Origin of the sequence: Thalassospira sp. GB04J01 (assembly GCF_000751115.1) — a bacterium.
Lineage (GTDB): Bacteria > Pseudomonadota > Alphaproteobacteria > Rhodospirillales > Thalassospiraceae > Thalassospira > Thalassospira lucentensis.
In genome coordinates this window covers 394,957-411,608 of the sequence record NZ_CCDX020000012.1, presented here as the reverse complement: position 1 = coordinate 411,608, position 16,652 = coordinate 394,957, and the positions used below count along the sequence as shown (strand labels likewise).

At 54.0% G+C, this 16,652-nt stretch carries 17 protein-coding genes; 5 read left to right on the top strand and 12 right to left on the bottom strand.

Going from position 1 to position 16,652, the window contains the following annotated elements:
- Positions 1-149: 149 nt before the first annotated feature.
- On the bottom strand, positions 150-1,100 hold the full coding sequence (locus AMM48_RS13175) for a sugar-binding transcriptional regulator (RefSeq protein ID WP_102784406.1): 951 nt from the start codon (positions 1,098-1,100) through the stop codon (positions 150-152).
- Positions 1,101-1,276: 176 nt separating this feature from the next.
- A complete protein-coding gene (locus AMM48_RS13170) occupies positions 1,277-2,302 on the bottom strand; it encodes an aspartate-semialdehyde dehydrogenase (protein WP_102784405.1) in 1,026 nt (341 codons plus the stop codon).
- A gap of 490 nt (positions 2,303-2,792) precedes the next feature.
- Here AMM48_RS13170 and AMM48_RS13165 point away from each other — a divergent pair, with 490 nt between their 5' ends.
- The 4 genes from AMM48_RS13165 to sigJ all read left to right on the top strand — a co-directional run bounded on the left by AMM48_RS13165 (position 2,793) and on the right by sigJ (position 6,279).
- The gene (locus tag AMM48_RS13165) at positions 2,793-4,016 is read left to right on the top strand and encodes a cyclopropane-fatty-acyl-phospholipid synthase family protein (RefSeq protein ID WP_102784404.1); all 1,224 of its coding nucleotides are present in this window, start codon (positions 2,793-2,795) and stop codon (positions 4,014-4,016) included.
- A gap of 220 nt (positions 4,017-4,236) precedes the next feature.
- The gene (locus tag AMM48_RS13155) at positions 4,237-4,656 is read left to right on the top strand and encodes a hypothetical protein (protein ID WP_102784402.1); all 420 of its coding nucleotides are present in this window, start codon (positions 4,237-4,239) and stop codon (positions 4,654-4,656) included.
- A 131-nt stretch (positions 4,657-4,787) separates the two neighbouring features.
- A complete protein-coding gene (locus AMM48_RS13150) occupies positions 4,788-5,222 on the top strand; it encodes a carboxymuconolactone decarboxylase family protein (protein ID WP_102784401.1) in 435 nt (144 codons plus the stop codon).
- Between the two features lie 133 nt (positions 5,223-5,355).
- On the top strand, positions 5,356-6,279 hold the full coding sequence (sigJ, locus tag AMM48_RS13145; protein ID WP_244271226.1) for an RNA polymerase sigma factor SigJ: 924 nt from the start codon (positions 5,356-5,358) through the stop codon (positions 6,277-6,279).
- Positions 6,280-6,313: 34 nt separating this feature from the next.
- Here the strand turns inward: sigJ and AMM48_RS13140 are convergent, their stop codons facing one another.
- Positions 6,314-8,356, bottom strand: a complete 2,043-nt coding sequence (locus AMM48_RS13140; protein ID WP_102784400.1) for a hypothetical protein — start codon at positions 8,354-8,356, stop codon at positions 6,314-6,316.
- A 26-nt stretch (positions 8,357-8,382) separates the two neighbouring features.
- On the opposite strand from AMM48_RS13140, the gene AMM48_RS22195 reads away from it, so the two are divergent.
- Positions 8,383-8,526: a hypothetical protein gene (locus tag AMM48_RS22195; RefSeq protein ID WP_158246470.1), complete on the top strand. Its 144-nt coding sequence runs from the start codon at positions 8,383-8,385 to the stop codon at positions 8,524-8,526.
- Between the two features lie 26 nt (positions 8,527-8,552).
- On the opposite strand, the gene leuB is transcribed toward AMM48_RS22195, so the two are convergent.
- The 9 genes from leuB to ffh form a co-directional block, all read right to left on the bottom strand.
- The gene (gene leuB / locus AMM48_RS13135; RefSeq protein WP_022731658.1) at positions 8,553-9,656 is read right to left on the bottom strand and encodes a 3-isopropylmalate dehydrogenase; all 1,104 of its coding nucleotides are present in this window, start codon (positions 9,654-9,656) and stop codon (positions 8,553-8,555) included.
- A 91-nt stretch (positions 9,657-9,747) separates the two neighbouring features.
- Positions 9,748-10,359 carry a 3-isopropylmalate dehydratase small subunit gene (leuD, locus tag AMM48_RS13130; protein WP_101303118.1) on the bottom strand — a complete coding sequence of 204 codons (612 nt, stop codon included), beginning with the start codon at positions 10,357-10,359 and terminating at the stop codon, positions 9,748-9,750.
- Between the two features lie 4 nt (positions 10,360-10,363).
- Entirely contained in the window at positions 10,364-10,552 is a 189-nt protein-coding gene (locus AMM48_RS13125) for a hypothetical protein (protein WP_101303116.1), read from the bottom strand.
- Positions 10,553-10,564: 12 nt separating this feature from the next.
- Positions 10,565-11,971: a 3-isopropylmalate dehydratase large subunit gene (gene leuC / locus AMM48_RS13120; RefSeq protein ID WP_102784399.1), complete on the bottom strand. Its 1,407-nt coding sequence runs from the start codon at positions 11,969-11,971 to the stop codon at positions 10,565-10,567.
- A 626-nt stretch (positions 11,972-12,597) separates the two neighbouring features.
- Positions 12,598-13,008 (bottom strand): 50S ribosomal protein L19, encoded by a 411-nt coding sequence (gene rplS, locus AMM48_RS13115; protein ID WP_102784398.1) that lies wholly within the window; start codon positions 13,006-13,008, stop codon positions 12,598-12,600.
- Between the two features lie 3 nt (positions 13,009-13,011).
- Positions 13,012-13,728 carry a tRNA (guanosine(37)-N1)-methyltransferase TrmD gene (gene trmD, locus AMM48_RS13110; RefSeq protein ID WP_102784397.1) on the bottom strand — a complete coding sequence of 239 codons (717 nt, stop codon included), beginning with the start codon at positions 13,726-13,728 and terminating at the stop codon, positions 13,012-13,014.
- Between the two features lie 3 nt (positions 13,729-13,731).
- Positions 13,732-14,406 carry a ribosome maturation factor RimM gene (gene rimM, locus AMM48_RS13105; protein WP_102784396.1) on the bottom strand — a complete coding sequence of 225 codons (675 nt, stop codon included), beginning with the start codon at positions 14,404-14,406 and terminating at the stop codon, positions 13,732-13,734.
- Positions 14,407-14,453: 47 nt separating this feature from the next.
- On the bottom strand, positions 14,454-14,864 hold the full coding sequence (rpsP, locus tag AMM48_RS13100; RefSeq protein WP_022731651.1) for a 30S ribosomal protein S16: 411 nt from the start codon (positions 14,862-14,864) through the stop codon (positions 14,454-14,456).
- A gap of 162 nt (positions 14,865-15,026) precedes the next feature.
- Positions 15,027-16,514, bottom strand: coding sequence for a signal recognition particle protein (gene ffh, locus AMM48_RS13095; protein WP_101303110.1), 1,488 nt, complete (start codon positions 16,512-16,514; stop codon positions 15,027-15,029).
- Positions 16,515-16,652 lie beyond the last annotated feature (138 nt).

Sequence of the window (16,652 nt, the reverse complement as noted above, 5' to 3'; positions counted from 1 at the left end):
GTATTGATCATTTGTTCAGGTGATGAGCATTCACTCAATTACGAGGTCTCTTGTCAAATTAAATCGTTCTTGCGGTGCACAAAAACAACCCCTGCCAAACGGGTTGACAGGGGGAATGGGGCTTGGTTCTTCGAGGGTTGTTGCAGATGCTACTGCAATAAAGATTCTGCGGTGGCTTCGTCGGTGATCAGGGTCGAGATCAGTTTGCCACGCATCGCACCGCGAATCGCTTTTATCTTTTTCGTGCCCTTGGCAACCGCGATGGTGTTGGTGGTCGGCGACTGGGCCGGGGCACTGGTGACGCAATGATTGACCGCATGATCAAGGATGGTGCCATCCTGATCAAACGACCAACTGATGACTTCGCCAATGCCGCCACTTTTGCGAAGCGACATCAGTTCGTCCTTGCTGATGAAGCCGTCAATATGAAGCGGCGCGTCATCGCCAAGATGCCCGACCCCGATAAAACGAATGTCGGCCTCTGCGGCGAGTTTGAGGATATTATCCATCGGGGGTTGTTGCTGCATACGTTGACGCATTTGCGGATCTTCGATGATGACCGGAATCGGCAAGGGATAATGCGGTGCGCGGGTGCGGTCGGCAAGGTCGATCACCGCGTCATAGAAACTGGCAGCACCATCATGGGCAATGGTGCCGACAAGCGAGACGATCTTATGGTGGCGGCCATCAATCCGGCCAACCTCATCGACCATGGCGCGCATGGCACGCCCGGTGCCCAGTGCTATGATTTGCGGATCGGGTGATTGCAGAGCGCGTTCAAGGTAGGTGGCCGCGGCCTGCGCCATGCCAAACATCGCCTCGGGGGCGGCAGGGTCGGTCGGGACAACATCACAGGCGGCAAGATCGTATTTTTCACAAATCGCCTTGCCCAGTTCCATACAATGCGCAATCGGATGATCAAGGCGGACCTTGACCAGTCCTTCGCTGACGGCTGCCGACACAAGACGCTGTGCGGTCGGGCGCGAGACGCCAAGTTTGGTGGCGATTTCGTCCTGTGTATTGCCAGCACAATAGTACAGCCAACCCGCGCGGGCGGCTTCGTCCAGACGTGCGGCTTCCTTGCGTGTGCGTTTAACCATCCGATTTCCCCGAAATTATTTTTCTTCGTAACGTGCCGGGCAGGCGGTGGAATTTTCCATCCCTTAGACTGATTGCCTAGCGCCTTTTTGCGCATCTGACCAGCATGTTTGATTTCATAAACGACAAAACCCGCCTTCGAGAAGGCGGGTTTTGCATCGTGGAAAGACGTGAAACGTTATTTCTTTGGCAGGTATTCCGCGACCAGTGCTTCGGCAATCTGAACCGCGTTAAGGGCCGCCCCTTTGCGCAGGTTATCCCCGACACACCACAGCGACAGACCGTTTTCAACCGTCGGGTCCTTGCGCACGCGTGAGATAAAGACATTGTCCTCGCCCTGCACTTCTTGCGGTGTGACATATCCTTCGTCCTGACGGTAATCGACCACCGAAACGCCGGGGAAGGCTTTCATTGCCTTGCGGGCTTCTTCGACGGTGATCGGGCCATCAAATTCGATGTTGACCGCTTCGCCATGACCAACAAAGACCGGAACACGGACACAGGTTGCATGCACGGCAATTTCGGCCGGGGCCATGATTTTGCGCGTCTCAACCGCCATTTTCCATTCTTCGCGGGTCGCACCATCATCCATGAAGGTATCGATATGGGGGATGACGTTAAAGGCGATCTGCTTGGTGAATTCTTCCTTTTGCGGAAGATCGTTCACATAGATGCCCTTGGTCTGGTTGAACAGTTCGTCCATTGCCGCCCGGCCCGCACCCGATACCGACTGATAGGTCGACACCACGATGCGTTTGATCGGGGCGATGTCCTGCAGCGGCTTAAGCGCCATGACCATCTGGATGGTTGAGCAGTTCGGGTTGGCAATGATGTTCTTTTTGGCGTAGCCCGAAAGTGCTGCGCCATTGACCTCGGGCACGATGAGTGGCACGCCCGGTTCCATGCGCCAGTAGCTGGAATTGTCAATCACGACACACCCGGCTTCGGCAGCCTTTGGCGCCAGTTTCTTGGCCGCTTCGCCACCAGCGGAAAACAGCGCGATATCAACCTTGGAAAAATCAAAGGTCGCAGAATCCAGAACGCTGAGATCGGTATCATCGCCATAGGAAACCGTGCGGCCGATTGATTTTGAAGATGCCAGCGCAAAGATTTCGTCAGCCGGGAAGTTGCGCTCGGCAAGGGTGTTGAGCATTTCACGCCCGACATTACCAGTCGCACCGACAACAGCGATTTTATAGCCCATCAGATGCCTCTTTTCAGTCTGTATGGTATGTCGCGCCCCCAATATTAGACCCTATGGGACCCATAAGACCCGACAAACGGCGCGAGAAACATACCTGTGGATAGTTTGCGATGATCTGCGGCGAGATGTAAGGCTTTCGGGGCAATTGCGCAAGCGTATCCTTGGCAGGGCAGCTACGATTACTACTTGAGATCGTAGAAAATTCTGGCAGAATTATTACGGGGTTCACGTACTGACCCCGAGATCAGAATCGTTCGGCGTCCTGCTTGGTTGATTTCTGCTTTTGGCATGGGCGTAACGCGGTGTGCCTGTCATGTGGTGTCATGTTCTGGCTTCCTTCCGAACGTCTTTAAGACATGATCCTGATTTAGGATTTTGCCTAATTTAGGGTCGGGCCTGATTTCGGGGCTGGTATGTATGCGCGGGTGGCACTGCGCATGGGGCGATCAATTTTCCGACTTTTACAGAAGGAAGGGCGATGACGTACCCGATGAGTTTGGATTGGACACAAAAAAAGGTTCTCGATTTCTTTCGGGAACATGTGACGCGCGGAACATTGATATTCCGCGTTGATGACAGACACGAAGTGGTTCTGGGTGACGGCCAGGAACCAAAAGCCGCCATGACCATACCTGACTGGGGCAATACGCTGAAAATGGCGTTAACTCCCGATCCCGGTTTTGGCGAAGCGTTCATGCGCAGTGGGTTTGATCTTGTTTCGGGCGAACTGGAAGACCTGATCAAAGTGTTGCGCCTGAATTTCGAAGGCGGTCATTCCGCCAACGGGTTTGGCAGTTTCATTGAAAAACTGCAGGCCCTGAAATTCCAGATTGCCCAGTTTACCAGCATCAAGGCGGCATCACGCCGGGTGCGTCATCATTATGACATTGGCAATGACCTTTATACCCGTTTCCTTGACCCGGACATGCAGTATTCCTGTGCGTTCTGGGATGATGGCGCGCAAACACTTGAAGAAGCCCAACACCGGAAAATGAGCCTGACGACCCAGCGTTTGAAGATCAACGAACCGGGATTGCGGGTGGTTGATATCGGCTGTGGCTGGGGCGGCTTAAGCCGTTTCATTCGTCGTGAAACCGGGGCCGAAGTGCATGGCATTACGTTGTCGACCGAGCAATTTAACTGGGCGCAACAAAAACGACTGGAGATGGACGACAATGCCAGCAGCGGCCTTGATTACCATCTTCTTGATTATCGGGTCTTTGCCGATGCCAATGCCGGAAAATACGACCGGGTGGTATCGGTAGGCATGTTTGAGCATGTTGGCCGCCATCAGTTCAAAACCTATTTCGAGAAGGTTGGTGAGCTTCTGAAAACGGGTGGTCGGGCGGTGATCCACACGATTATCAAGCCACGTGCCGAATTTACCTCGCCGTGGATTGATCGATATATTTTCCCCGGCGGATATATCCCGGCGGTACATGAAGTGATCGAAGCGGCCGAACATGCCAGTCTGAGGGTGGACGCATCGCATTTCCATCCCGGGCGCAACTATGCCCAGACGTTGATGGCATGGCGCGACCGGTTTCGCGATGTGGCCGATCAGCTTGATCCGGAAAAATACGACACAGAGTTCAAACGGATGTGGGAGTTTTATCTGGCAGGTTGCATCAATGCCTTTGACGAGGCAGAGGGCGGCGGTGGCATGCGGGTCGGCCAGTTCGTCTTTACCAAACCGGGCTTTGACTACGCGTAATATCACGGGGCGGGGAGCAAAAGTTCCCCGCCCCGTTTGATTTTAATCCCCATATGCAAAATGTCGGTAATGAACCCCGACACATTGGGGAACACCAAAGGCGATAAAATAAGAAATGGCATTGTTGCCCAAAAGATACACATCGGCGTGATCGACCGGCACGTCAGATGTGACGCATGCAAACGGTTCTAAACCGGTCATTTTGTCGGGAGGAAACGACATGTTGAAAGTCTTGAACTGGGACGACGGCACGGACCGCACTGCTGATATCAATGCCGGTGATGCGCCCCATATTGGTCAGGTGGAAGATTACGTCAACGCACTTGCATCTATCGAGATATCGAGCTGTGAGCGCGATATGCTGCGGGTCCATGCCAATGCACCGGGCCGTGAGATTAGCGGATTGAAGTTGGCCCAGACGGTGGGGCATTTTGGCGCGCGGATTGGCAATAAGAAATATGGCCGGTTGGCGCGCAAGATATCCGAGGCCGCAGGACTTCCAATGTGTGACAGCGATGTCAGTGATTATCTGGCCGCGATCTTTACCCTTGCAGATGGGAAGCCGACGGACGGTGAAGACTGGACATGGGTGATGCATGGAGCGGTGGCCGATGGGCTGAAAGAAGCTGGCGTTGTCTAGGTTTCGAAAAAATCGATCCTTTTGAAAATAATCGGGCGGGCTGTGTAACACGGCCCGTCCTTGTTTCGTCCTTGTTTGCAGAAAGGGCATTTTGCCCGGTGAATTCACCGCTGTTTTCAAGGAGCACCATCATGAGCCGTTTCGCATTTCCCAAGACCAGCCCGAAACTGTTTGAGGCCATGTTTGAGCTTGCGAGCAAACTTGCGGAAGACGCGAAAGTTTCGCCCGCACTGCGCAGCTTGATCGAATGCCGTGTATCGCACATCAACGAATGTGCCCATTGCCTCAGGATGCATTCAAAAAGCTATGGCGAGCAAGGTGGCGACCCGGTCAAACTTGCGATGCTGCCACTGTGGCGCAGTTCAAAGGGCTTTGATGATGGGGAGCGTGCGGCGCTTGACTGGGCAGAATGCCTGACCAAGGTCGAGAGCCAGTCGCGTATTTCGCAAAGCCACCGTGCGTTGCTTGAACATTTCGAAGAAGACGAAGTTTCGGAACTTACCTGCATCATATCAACCATGAATGCCTGGAACCGGTTGGGCATTGCGCAGCATGAGTTTGCGTAAATCCGTTTGCGCAAATCCTGAGGACGGGGGTGACCCTGCGCCTTTGCATCCCCGTCCCCTTTCGGGCAAAATGACATTCAGATCGGCGATGCGGGATTTTCCCGTATCGCTTCATGCGTTTGATGGACCCAAAATGGCAGATCAGATTTTCGAGGCGCATCGACCCCGTTTAATGGCCCTGTCGTATCGCATGCTGGGCAGTCATGCCGATGCCGAGGACGCGGTGCAGGACGTCTGGTTGCGGTGGCGCGTACAGGATCATGACGTGATCAGGGATGCTACCGGATGGCTGGTGCGGGTCTGCAGCAATATCTGTCTGGACGTTTTGAAGTCTGCCCGACGGCAACGCGAAAACTATGTCGGACAATGGCTGCCCGAACCGTGGTTGCCGCCCGAACAACCCCAAGCCGAAAAAATGCTGATCGAACAGGATGGTCTGGGTCAGGCGTATTTGCTGATGCTCGAACGGCTGGCACCGGTTGAACGGATTGCGCTTGTTTTACACGAAGTATTTGACTGGACCCATGACGATATTGCCCCGGTGATTGAACGCACAGCCAACAATACCCGTCAGATCCTGTTTCGTGCCCGGCGCAAGATGGCGCGTGAAAATGATCGGGATCCGACACCCTTTGTTGCGGCAAAAGCCTGTGACCAGTCGAAAATCGAAGCGTTTATCAATGCCCTTAGTCTGGGGGATGTTGGGCAATTGGTGAGCCAGTTGGCCCCGGATGTGATCATGCATTCCGATGGCGGGGGCAAGGCATCAGCCGCGCTTAATCCTGTCTTTGGCAATGATAACGTTGCGCGCTTCTTTGCCGGTGTTTGGGGTAAACGCAGCCCGGACGCTCAAATTTGTTATGTGACCAATCAACGCGAATGCTGGCTTTTGATGTATGAAGGGGACGAGGTTGTCACCGCAATCAGCGCATCAGAACGCGATGGTTTGCTTGTTGATGTTTTTGTGCATCGAAACCCTGACAAACTTGCGCTTTTTGCCCCGATGATACGTCATGAGGAAGCCGTTGCCGTTCCAAGTACAAAGGCCGGGATTTAACCCGGCCTTTGCAAAAGTCTCTTTTTCGAAACGCCTATTTTGCGTTCTCATTGGCCTGAATGGTCAGTCCCAAAAGGTCTGCTGTCGCAGGTGGTTGCATGCCGCCCGCGGCCAGAACACCAAACGGAACAGGTGCATCGGGTGCCAATGTGATGATCAGGTGCTGTGGATTGCTAAACCAATCGACAAGTTCGGTCAGTGCATTTGACAGGCGAGGATACTGTGCGAATTTTTCCTGCGTTTGCATCAGGACCATTGCGCCAACCAATTGCAAGTCCTCGGCGGTTTGGCCATTGCCCTGTGCCGCCAGCCTGAGGAATATTTTCACCAGTTTTTCACCTTGAACCTCAAGACGGGCACCGTTGAAGCTTGTTTTGGTCAAAGCGATTTGGCGTAGCTTTTCGGTCTGATCAAGGCGGGTTGAATTCAATTCGCCCATGATTTCAGGTGTCAGATTACCAACACTTGCCGAAAGACTTATGCTGCCAATATCGTCGATGGATGTTTCTTCGATGTCGTAGGTATAGACACCGCTTTGATCATCCCACGTGACATTGATTTTGCCATTGAGACTGAGACGGTCAAAGTTTTCGAGGCCGGTCATGCTGGCGATCAGATCTTTCACCGGGGAGGTGTTGGGAAGTTCGATATACATTCCCTGAACGGCGCTGCGGCCCTTTTTGGCAAAGGTGGTGCCGTTTCCGTCAAAACGGACGGGATCACCGATGCTGGCCGACGCACGATCAATGCCAAACTTAAGGTTCTTGTTGGCATCAGTGTTGCCTGATAGCGAAAGGTCGGACACCAGGAAGCTTTCATAGACCATCGGTGACAGCAGAATGCCAAGATCGCCAAGTGTCTGGTTTTGAGCCTTTTCGATCTGTGCCATCGGATCGTTGCTTGTCGGGGTGCCGTACATTTCAACAATTTGTTGCATACGGCTTAAAGACACTTTCGATATTTCGAAATGGCCAAGTTTGAAAACCGGCTTGTCTTCATGGTCCATCAGGTCGAACTGAAAATCTGAAACTGCCAGTTTAGCAACCTCGCCGTCTTTCAGGCCGTTGACGGCAACGCTGCCAAGTTTGGTGGTAAATTCGTCCTGAGAACTCGACATTTCGGTGACAGAGAAAGCATCGACCGACAGGTTATCAATCAGATGCTGCCATTCGCGGGCATCCAATTTATTGTTGCTATCAAATGCGTCAGAGCGAATGGACTGTTTCAAATTGGTCAGCGCAATTTCGCCAAAGCTGATTTGCGGTTTGTCGTCTTTGGAGGCTGTCACTTCGGTCAGGCTTATGGCCTGTGCGCCAGATGAACTCAAACCATCAAAGCCAAAGCTGGCAAGGGTGATTTTTTCTTTGTTAGCCCGTTCAAGCAGCACGCCGGTTCCCGACAGGGCCGAGCAAAGATCGAAAGGCTTTTCAGATAAGTCGAAGGCTGTTTCGAACGATTGGGTGACGTCGCAATCTGAAAAAGAAGCCGTTTCAACAGAAAGGCTTTGTTTTTTAGACGGACGCACCAGACTAAGGTTTTGTAAGGTTAATCCCCCAAGTCGGTTTTCGGTAATGTCCTCAAGCGCGATCAGATCGGCCTTTGCCGTGCGGCCTAAACCGTCTTCGACGTGAATTCCGGGCAGTTCGGCAGCCTTGGCGGCGTAGTGAATGGCGCCATCCTTCTGGATAATGCGAAGATCAATTAAGGATGGTGCCGGGGAGGATAGACGCCCGTCTTTGTCTTCGATCTGTCCGTTGTCCACGGTGACCGATCCCGCCAGAGTATCGCCAAACGGATTGGCATTCAGCAGCGTCAGCCAATTGACCTGTTCGAACTTTACGGCATCTCCGGTGATGGTGGCGCCGTCGGCGGTGCGCAGCGACACATCGGTCGCCGACATGGTGCCGCCAAACAGCGAGAGTGCGAAGTTATCGAATTCGCCGTGCAGCTCTGATTTGGGATTGGTCAGATAGCTGCGGAACTGATTTTCAAAGAAAGAAGGGGCGGCAAAATGCGCAGCGGTGGCCGCGATTGCAACGACAGCAACGCCGCCAATAATGATTTTAGTTTTGCTCATGTGGCCCTGCCTGGGTGCGTTTGAAGATGCATTATTTGGATGATTGTATTTCAACACCTTCTGGCGTGCGCGATGCGGTGTCAACCCACCCTAAGGAACAGGAAAGCAAACAGGCCGGGCTACAAAGTAGCCCGGCCCGTGGGTATCATCGTGGCAATTTGATCGGTTGATCAGGCCATTTTGTCGAGTTCGTTGATCAGGCCATTTTGTCGAGCTCGTTGATCAGGGCTTCGCCCATCACTGTGGTCGAAACTTTGGCCATGCCAGGCTGCATGATGTCGGCGGTGCGCAGACCACCTTTCAGTACGTTCTGAACAGCGGTTTCGATCATGGTTGCGTCATCACCCATGTCAAACGAGTAACGCAGCATCATGGCAAACGACAGGATGGTTGCCAGCGGGTTGGCGATGTCCTGCCCGGCGATGTCCGGGGCGGAACCGTGTACCGGCTCGTAAAGGGCTTTGCGCGCGCCGGTGTCATCGGCCGCACCAAGGGACGCGGACGGCAGCATACCGAGCGACCCGGTCAGCATGGCAGCACAATCAGACAGGATATCACCAAACATGTTGGTGGTGACCATCACGTCAAACTGTTTTGGATTGCGGACCAGCTGCATGGCGGCGTTATCGACATACATGTGGCTGACCTCGACTTCCGGGAAGTCTTTGGCAACGCGTTCGACAACTTCACGCCACAGAACGGTTGATTCGAGAACGTTGGCCTTATCAACAGAACACATGCGCTTGTTGCGTTTCATCGCCATGTCAAAGGCAACGCGGGCAATGCGTTCGACTTCGGGTTCGGAATAGACCAGCGTGTTAAAGCCAAAGCGAACGCCATCGCGTTCTTCGATGCCGCGTGGCTGACCGAAATAGATGCCGCCGGTCAGTTCGCGCAGGATCATGATATCAAGACCCTTAACGATGTCTTCCTTAAGGGTTGATGCCCCGACAAGCGCATCAAACACAAGGGCGGGACGCAGGTTGGCAAACAGGCCCATTTCCTTGCGGATTTTCAAAAGCCCGCGTTCCGGTTTGATATCAAACGGAATATCATCCCATTTCGGACCACCAACAGCACCAAGCAGAACGGCGTCTGCGGCCATGGCTTTGGCAAGCGTTTCGTCGGTCAGCGGATTGTTATGCGCATCAATCGAAGCACCGCCGATCAGGCCTTCGGTGGTTTCGAAATTCACATCGCGCTTTTTCGCCATCCAGTCCATGACGCGCTGAACCTGACGCATGACTTCCGGGCCGATACCGTCGCCCGGCAGCATCAATACTTTTTTGGTGATGGTCATAAATGAATCCTTCCCAGAATATATCGGGGCCATTCACCCCGTAGAGATAAAAAAGGGGCGGCAAACATCGGGCTTGCCACCCCTTTTTGAATTACAGCGACAGCCAGGGCTGGCTTGCAGCACGCTTGGCTTCGAATGCGTTGATGGCGTCGCCCTTTTGCAAGGTCAATCCAATGTCATCAAGGCCATTGAGCAGGCAATGCTTGCGGAAGGCTTCGACTTCGAACTTGATGCAGCCGCCGTCCGGACCAGTGATTTCCTGTTTTTCAAGGTCAATGGTTACGGTGGCGTTGGAACCGCGTTCGGCATCGGACATCAGCTTGTCGACATCTTCGTGCGGCAGACGGATCGGAAGGATGCCGTTCTTAAAGCAGTTGTTATAGAAGATGTCGGCAAAGCTTGGCGCGATCACGCAGCGAATGCCAAAATCAAGCAGCGACCACGGGGCGTGTTCACGCGAAGAGCCACAGCCAAAGTTGTCACCCGATACCAGAATCTGTGCGTTGCGATAGGCTGGCTTATTCAGAACGAAATCAGGGATTTCATTGCCATTGTCATCGAAGCGCATTTCATCAAACAGGTTCTTGCCAAGGCCGGACCGTTTGATGGTTTTGAGAAACTGTTTGGGAATGATCATGTCGGTATCGACATTGATCATCGGCAGCGGAGCGGCGACGCCGGTCAGTGTGGTGAATTTATCCATTGTCTTATCCCTTGCTTCCGGTTTCCCACGCGAGACCAAGTGCCTCGATCAATTCTTCGGTTGCGTCAATTTCCTGTGCGACAAAATCGGGCAGGTTAATGCCCGTTAGTTGCGGCAACAGATGTTCGAGCACCGGGGCGCGTCCCAGTCGGGGGGCGCTTTCACGAAAATTGATGAGGGCCTGTTCTGCCATGGGAACCTGTTCTTAACCGAGTTTACGAATGTCAGTCAGATGACCGGTGATCGCAGCCGCTGCTGCCATCGCCGGGCTGACCAGATGGGTACGACCCCCACGGCCCTGACGGCCTTCGAAGTTACGGTTCGAGGTCGATGCGCAACGCTCACCCGGTTCCAGACGGTCCGGGTTCATTGCCAGACACATCGAACAACCCGGTTCACGCCAGTCAAAACCAGCCTCGATAAAGATTTCATGCAGGCCTTCGGCCTCGGCCTGTTCTTTGACCAGACCAGAACCCGGGACGATCATGGCGTTGACGGTTTCGCAAACCTTACGGCCCTTGGCGACAACGGCAACAGCACGCAGATCTTCGATACGACCATTGGTGCAAGAACCGATAAAGACACGGTCAATCTTGATGTCTTCGATCGGCGTTCCGGCGGTCAGACCCATGTATTCCAGCGAACGGGCAATGGCTTTTTGTTTGCCAGCATCTTTGCCGTCGGTTGGGAACGGTACTTTGCCGGTGACCGGAACGACGTCTTCCGGGCTGGTGCCCCAGGTGACCTGCGGGACGATATCGCCCGCATCAAGTTCGACAATCTTGTCGTAATGCGCACCTTCGTCAGACGGCAGGGTCTTCCAATATTCGACAGCCTGCTCAAAGGCCGCACCCTTTGGCGCCATCGGACGGCCTTTGATATATTCAAAGGTTTTTTCATCCGGTGCGATCAGGCCGGCGCGTGCGCCACCTTCGATCGACATGTTGCAAACCGTCATGCGGCCTTCGACCGACAGGGCGCGAATGGCTGAACCGGCATATTCGATGACATAACCGGTGCCGCCAGCGGTACCGATGCGACCGATGATGGCAAGGGTGATGTCCTTGGCAGTCACACCGGGATGCAGATCACCTTCGACCTTGACCAGCATGTTCTTTGCCGGTTTTTGAACCAGCGTCTGGGTGGCGAGAACATGTTCGACTTCGGACGTGCCGATGCCAAAGGCCAGTGCGCCGAATGCACCGTGGGTGGAGGTGTGCGAGTCACCGCAAACCATCGTCACACCAGGAAGGGTGAAGCCTTCTTCGGGGCCGACAATATGGACAATGCCCTGACGCAAGTCAGACATCGGGAAATAATGAATGCCCGTATCCGCAGCGTTTTTATCAAGGGTTTCAACCTGAATGCGGCTGTCTTCTTCCTTGATGCCTTCGGAGCGATCAGACGTCGGAACGTTGTGATCGGGCACGGCAAGGGTCAATTCAGGATGGCGCACTTTGCGACCGGTATTGCGAAGGCCTTCAAAGGCCTGCGGGCTGGTCACTTCATGGACAAGATGACGGTCAATATAAATCAGGCAGGTTCCATCATCCTGCGTGTCGACCACATGGCTTTCCCAAATCTTGTCAAAAAGGGTTTTAGGCGCACCCATCTCGACCTCCTCTTAAAATCGATCTCATATGCAGCGACGATCAGACTTTGGTGCGCAGATCGGACATTAAACCGGGGATTTCGACCGAATGACACCCGTGGGGTGCAATGCGGTTTGGCGCGCTTGGTCGCCTGTTCCTCCGGGCATCCGGGTTTATCCCGGCTTGCGAAATATTATTATCCAGAACCGCGCGGGTTTGATCGTTTTTGCCGCGGGAGTGCCTTTATACACCTCGGTCCTTAAATCGCAAGCCGCCGGGCGGGTGTTTTTCCGTGCGGCACACCCTTAAATAGAGTCACGGGAAAAACAGCATCCCATAGTAGCTAAATACCCTGAAATCCAAATAAACAAGAGATATCTGATATAATGAAAGCTGATGAATGTATCCTATGGTTTCTGCGGGCATTGGGGAATCGGGTGGAAATCATGCGATTCGGTATAATGCACGTATAGGATGTATTTTTCCGTGTTTGATCACTTGCGTGACCTGTCTGTGCCTCTTTGACTCTGAGGTCATCGCGTCAACACTTCATCAGGTCGGGTTTTCCCCATGAGTCGGACAAAATAAAACGGGCCCACCCGAAGGTGAGCCCGCTTATTCTTCCGACACATCGGAACGCCAAGAATTACTTCTTGTTTTTGGTGCGTTCTGCGGCGGTCAGTTTGCCTTTGTGGCCGGTGGTCTGCTCGGCGATACGTGCAGATTTACCGGTACGACCACGAAGGTAGTAAAGTTTTGCGCGACGAACGTCACCGCGGCGAACGACTTCGATTTTGTCGATGGCCGGGGAGTAGCTCTGGAATACGCGTTCAACACCTTCGCCCGATGCGATTTTACGCACGGTGAAGGAAGAGTTCAGGCCGCGGTTCTTACGCGCAATGCATACGCCTTCGAACATCTGGATACGCTCGCGGGTACCTTCAATGACTTTCAGGTGTACACGAATGGTATCACCTGCGTCGAATTCCGGGACTTCGCGCTTTGCAGCGATTTTGTCGAGCTGCTCGGTCTCGAGCTGCTGGATGATATTGGTCATGGTTTAACCCTCTTTGATGTGCCCGTTTGCAACATACGCGTCCCAAAGGTCGGGTCGCCGCTCACGGGTAATTTCTTCTGCCTGAGCATGCCGCCAGGCTTGTACCTTGGCATGATGACCGGAAAGCAAAATCTCCGGCACGTCACGCCCGTTCCAATTGGCCGGGCGCGTGTAATGCGGATATTCAAGCAACCCGGTTTCAAAGCTTTCCTCATCAACGGAGGCGGTCGTATTGACCGTTCCCTCGATCAGGCGAATGCACGATTCAATCAGGACCATGGCCGGCAGTTCGCCGCCCATGAGGATGTAATCACCGATGCTGACCTCTTCGGCCTGATGTGCATCTAAAACCCGTTGGTCGATACCTTCGTAACGACCGCAAAGCAGGATGGCACCTGGACCCATTGCCAATTCACGGCAACGTTTCTGGTTCAGCACTTTTCCCCGCGGGCTGAGGTAAATCAGCGGTAACTGCGGTGCAGATGCACGCAATTCCGACAGGGCGGCGTCGACAATATCCGGGCGCATGACCATACCGGCCCCGCCCCCAAAAGGATTGTCGTCTACAGTGCGGTGGCGGTCGGTCGCATGATCGCGGATGTCTTTGACATCAAGCGACCAGATCCCGTTTTCGAGCGCCCGGCCAGCCAAGGACTGACCCAGAACGCCCGGAAACATTTCCGGGAACAATGTTGCAACTTTTGCCTGCCACACAGACATCGATCAGGCCTCCTTCCCGCTGCCGGTCGCGTTTTCCGCGCCTACTGCATCAGCAGAGACGGCATCAGAATCGCGGTCGGCCTGAGAGTCTTTGCGAGATTTGTTCGGACGACGTGCGCGATTGCCCGGTCCTTCCTCATCTTGCAGTAGCCCCTCGGGCGGATTTACCACCAGCTTGCTTTCCGACAGAACCACCTCTGGCACAGCTTCCTTGGTAAACGGAAGAACGACCACCTTGCCCCGGACTTCTTCAAGCGCGACTTCGATAACGTCGCCCGCGCCAAAATCAGCCACACCCCGTACGGTGCCAAACAGCGAACCATCAATGTGGTAAGCGGTCAGACCAACAAGGTCAGCAAGATAAAATTCGTCTTCGTCTATCGTTTCAGGCAGTGCCGTCCGCGGTACATGTAGCTTGGTTCCCCGCAGCCGTTCGGCGGCGTCCCGGTCGTCCACACCTTCGATCTTTGCGATCAACTGGTCGCGGACATGTCCGACAGGGGACAGCTTGTATTTCAAGCGGCCCTTGGCATCGAACAACGGGCCGTAACCGACAAGGTTATCCGGGTCGACGGTATAGCTTTTGACGCGGACAGCACCACGCACCCCGTGTGGAGCGGTGATCATGCCAACGCAGACATAAGCGTCGTCGTTTTTGGATTTGCGGGTATCAGCCATTTCGGTTCACAAGTTTCCGGTATCTGATCAAAGCGTACGTTCAGCGATTACTCGCCAGCAGCTTCTTCAGCAGGTGCTGCTGCTTCGGCAGCGGCTTCCGCAGCAGCGGCAGCAGCAGCTTCAACTTTTTCAGCTTTTTCGCGAAGACGTTCCTGAGCTTTCGCTTTCGGAGCAGACTTCTGCGGCTGTTCGGTCGGTTTGAACGCTTCGGCCAGGCCAGCTTTGCCCAGGAAACGTGCAACGCGTTCGGTCGGCTGTGCGCCAACTGAAAGCCAATATTTGATGCGTTCTTCTTTGAAGGTTACGCGGGTGTCAGAATCCTTCGGGAGCATCGGGTCGTAAGTACCGACACGCTCGATGAAGCTGCCGTCACGCGGGGCACGAACGTCAGCAACTACGATACGGTAGTACGGACGCTTTTTGGCACCGCCACGGGAAAGACGAATCTTAACAGCCATTCGGATAAGTTCCTTTCAGCTTGGGTTTGTAGTCTTCTACATCATGGCCCCGAGGGGCCTATTCATTTAGTCTATGTGGGCCGGCTTTATGGGCCGGTTTGGTTCCTGAGCAGAATTCGGTACGAACACTTTCAGGAACACGTTCGAGTATCTGGGGTTTGGCTATTTCTTCTTGCCGAACCCCGGAAATCCAGGAGGCATGCCACCGCCGCCCCCTAATCCCGGGAAGCCGGGCGGTAAACCGCCGCCGCTACCGGTTAATCCTTTTGGCAAATTATTCAGGTCGGGCATGTCCCCGCCTTCAAGCATTGCCGGGTCCATTTTCGGCATGCCGCCAAACAGACCCTTTTTACCCATCTTGCCCATCTTTTTGATCATGGTGGACATGGTCTGGTATTGTTTCAGAAGCTTGTTCACATCCTGAACTGAAAGTCCGCAACCCGCGGCAATACGCTTTTTGCGCGATGCCTTGATCAGGGCCGGGTTTTCGCGTTCCTTGGGCGTCATCGACAGGATGATGGCTTCCTGATGTGTCAGAAGTTTCGGATCGAGCTTGGTCTGCGACATCTGTTTTTTCAGCGCGCCCATGCCCGGCAACATTCCCATGATGCCCGAAAGATCACCCATGTTCTGAAGCTGTTTGAGTTGGGACAGAAGATCGTTGAGGTCAAACTGACCTTTACGAAGCTTCTTGGCCATTTTCTCGGCGTCTTCGGCCTTGATGTTTTCAGCGGCTTTTTCAACAAGACTGACCACATCGCCCATGCCGAGAATGCGGTTGGCAATACGATCAGGATGGAAGGCTTCCATCTCGTCGATTTTTTCACCAACACCGAGCATCTTGATCGGGCAGCCAGTAATCTGACGCATCGAAAGTGCTGCACCACCACGTGCATCGCCGTCAACACGGGTCAGAACGATACCGGTGATGCCGACTTTTTCTGCAAATTCCTTGGCGACATTGACCGAGTCTTGACCGGTCATTGCATCGGTGACGAGCAGTGTCTCAACCGGGTTGACCGCATCACGGACCTGGGCGACTTCGCTCATCAGTTCCATGTCGATATGCAGACGACCAGCGGTATCAAGGATGACCGCGTCGTAGCCTTCTTTGCGGCCCATATCCATGGCGCGCTTGGCAATCGAGACTGGCTTTTCACCCATGACGATCGGCAGAATGCCAAGACCGTTATCGTCGGCCAGAACCTTCAGCTGCTGCTGGGCGGCCGGACGGTAAATATCGAGCGATGCCAGAAGGACTTTCTTGTTGCGCTTTTTGGTCAGGTGCAGCGCGATCTTGGCGGAACTGGTGGTTTTGCCCGAGCCCTGCAGACCGACCATCAAGATTGGAACGGGCGGGGTGGAGGCAAGATTGATTTCTTCGCCTTCGCCGAGCATGTTTTTAAGTTCGTCATGGACGATCTTAACAACCATCTGACCCGGTGTTACCGAGCGCAGAACATCCGCGCCAATCGCACGTTCGGTTGCATTGGAGATGAAGGTTTTAACGACCGGCAGCGCCACGTCAGCCTCAAGCAAGGCGACGCGTACTTCGCGCATGGCTTCCTTGACGTCGGATTCCTTGAGCGCGCCACGTTTACGCAGCTTATCAAGAACCCCGCCAAGGCGATCGCTTAGTCCTTCAAACATTCCAAATCCCGTCTGTGTTGCTGGTGTTTCCACCGTGTGCGCACAAAAAACTAAAACCCAGTGCTCGAAAACTCGAGGACTGGGGGAGTCACCTCTGGGGCGACCTTTGGTAGGCAGGGTTTATGGGATCGGCTGTCG

What these genes read in the sequence shown, in the direction of transcription:
- AMM48_RS13175 (WP_102784406.1), bottom strand. Translation starts at nt 1,100, where the DNA reads ATGGTTAAACGCACACGCAAGGAAGCCGCACGTCTGGACGAAGCCGCC.
- AMM48_RS13170 (WP_102784405.1), bottom strand. Translation starts at nt 2,302, where the DNA reads ATGGGCTATAAAATCGCTGTTGTCGGTGCGACTGGTAATGTCGGGCGT.
- AMM48_RS13165 (WP_102784404.1), top strand. Translation starts at nt 2,793, where the DNA reads ATGAGTTTGGATTGGACACAAAAAAAGGTTCTCGATTTCTTTCGGGAA.
- AMM48_RS13155 (WP_102784402.1), top strand. Translation starts at nt 4,237, where the DNA reads ATGTTGAAAGTCTTGAACTGGGACGACGGCACGGACCGCACTGCTGAT.
- AMM48_RS13150 (WP_102784401.1), top strand. Translation starts at nt 4,788, where the DNA reads ATGAGCCGTTTCGCATTTCCCAAGACCAGCCCGAAACTGTTTGAGGCC.
- sigJ (WP_244271226.1), top strand. Translation starts at nt 5,356, where the DNA reads ATGGCAGATCAGATTTTCGAGGCGCATCGACCCCGTTTAATGGCCCTG.
- AMM48_RS13140 (WP_102784400.1), bottom strand. Translation starts at nt 8,356, where the DNA reads ATGAGCAAAACTAAAATCATTATTGGCGGCGTTGCTGTCGTTGCAATC.
- AMM48_RS22195 (WP_158246470.1), top strand. Translation starts at nt 8,383, where the DNA reads ATGCATTATTTGGATGATTGTATTTCAACACCTTCTGGCGTGCGCGAT.
- leuB (WP_022731658.1), bottom strand. Translation starts at nt 9,656, where the DNA reads ATGACCATCACCAAAAAAGTATTGATGCTGCCGGGCGACGGTATCGGC.
- leuD (WP_101303118.1), bottom strand. Translation starts at nt 10,359, where the DNA reads ATGGATAAATTCACCACACTGACCGGCGTCGCCGCTCCGCTGCCGATG.
- AMM48_RS13125 (WP_101303116.1), bottom strand. Translation starts at nt 10,552, where the DNA reads ATGGCAGAACAGGCCCTCATCAATTTTCGTGAAAGCGCCCCCCGACTG.
- leuC (WP_102784399.1), bottom strand. Translation starts at nt 11,971, where the DNA reads ATGGGTGCGCCTAAAACCCTTTTTGACAAGATTTGGGAAAGCCATGTG.
- rplS (WP_102784398.1), bottom strand. Translation starts at nt 13,008, where the DNA reads ATGACCAATATCATCCAGCAGCTCGAGACCGAGCAGCTCGACAAAATC.
- trmD (WP_102784397.1), bottom strand. Translation starts at nt 13,728, where the DNA reads ATGTCTGTGTGGCAGGCAAAAGTTGCAACATTGTTCCCGGAAATGTTT.
- rimM (WP_102784396.1), bottom strand. Translation starts at nt 14,406, where the DNA reads ATGGCTGATACCCGCAAATCCAAAAACGACGACGCTTATGTCTGCGTT.
- rpsP (WP_022731651.1), bottom strand. Translation starts at nt 14,864, where the DNA reads ATGGCTGTTAAGATTCGTCTTTCCCGTGGCGGTGCCAAAAAGCGTCCG.
- ffh (WP_101303110.1), bottom strand. Translation starts at nt 16,514, where the DNA reads ATGTTTGAAGGACTAAGCGATCGCCTTGGCGGGGTTCTTGATAAGCTG.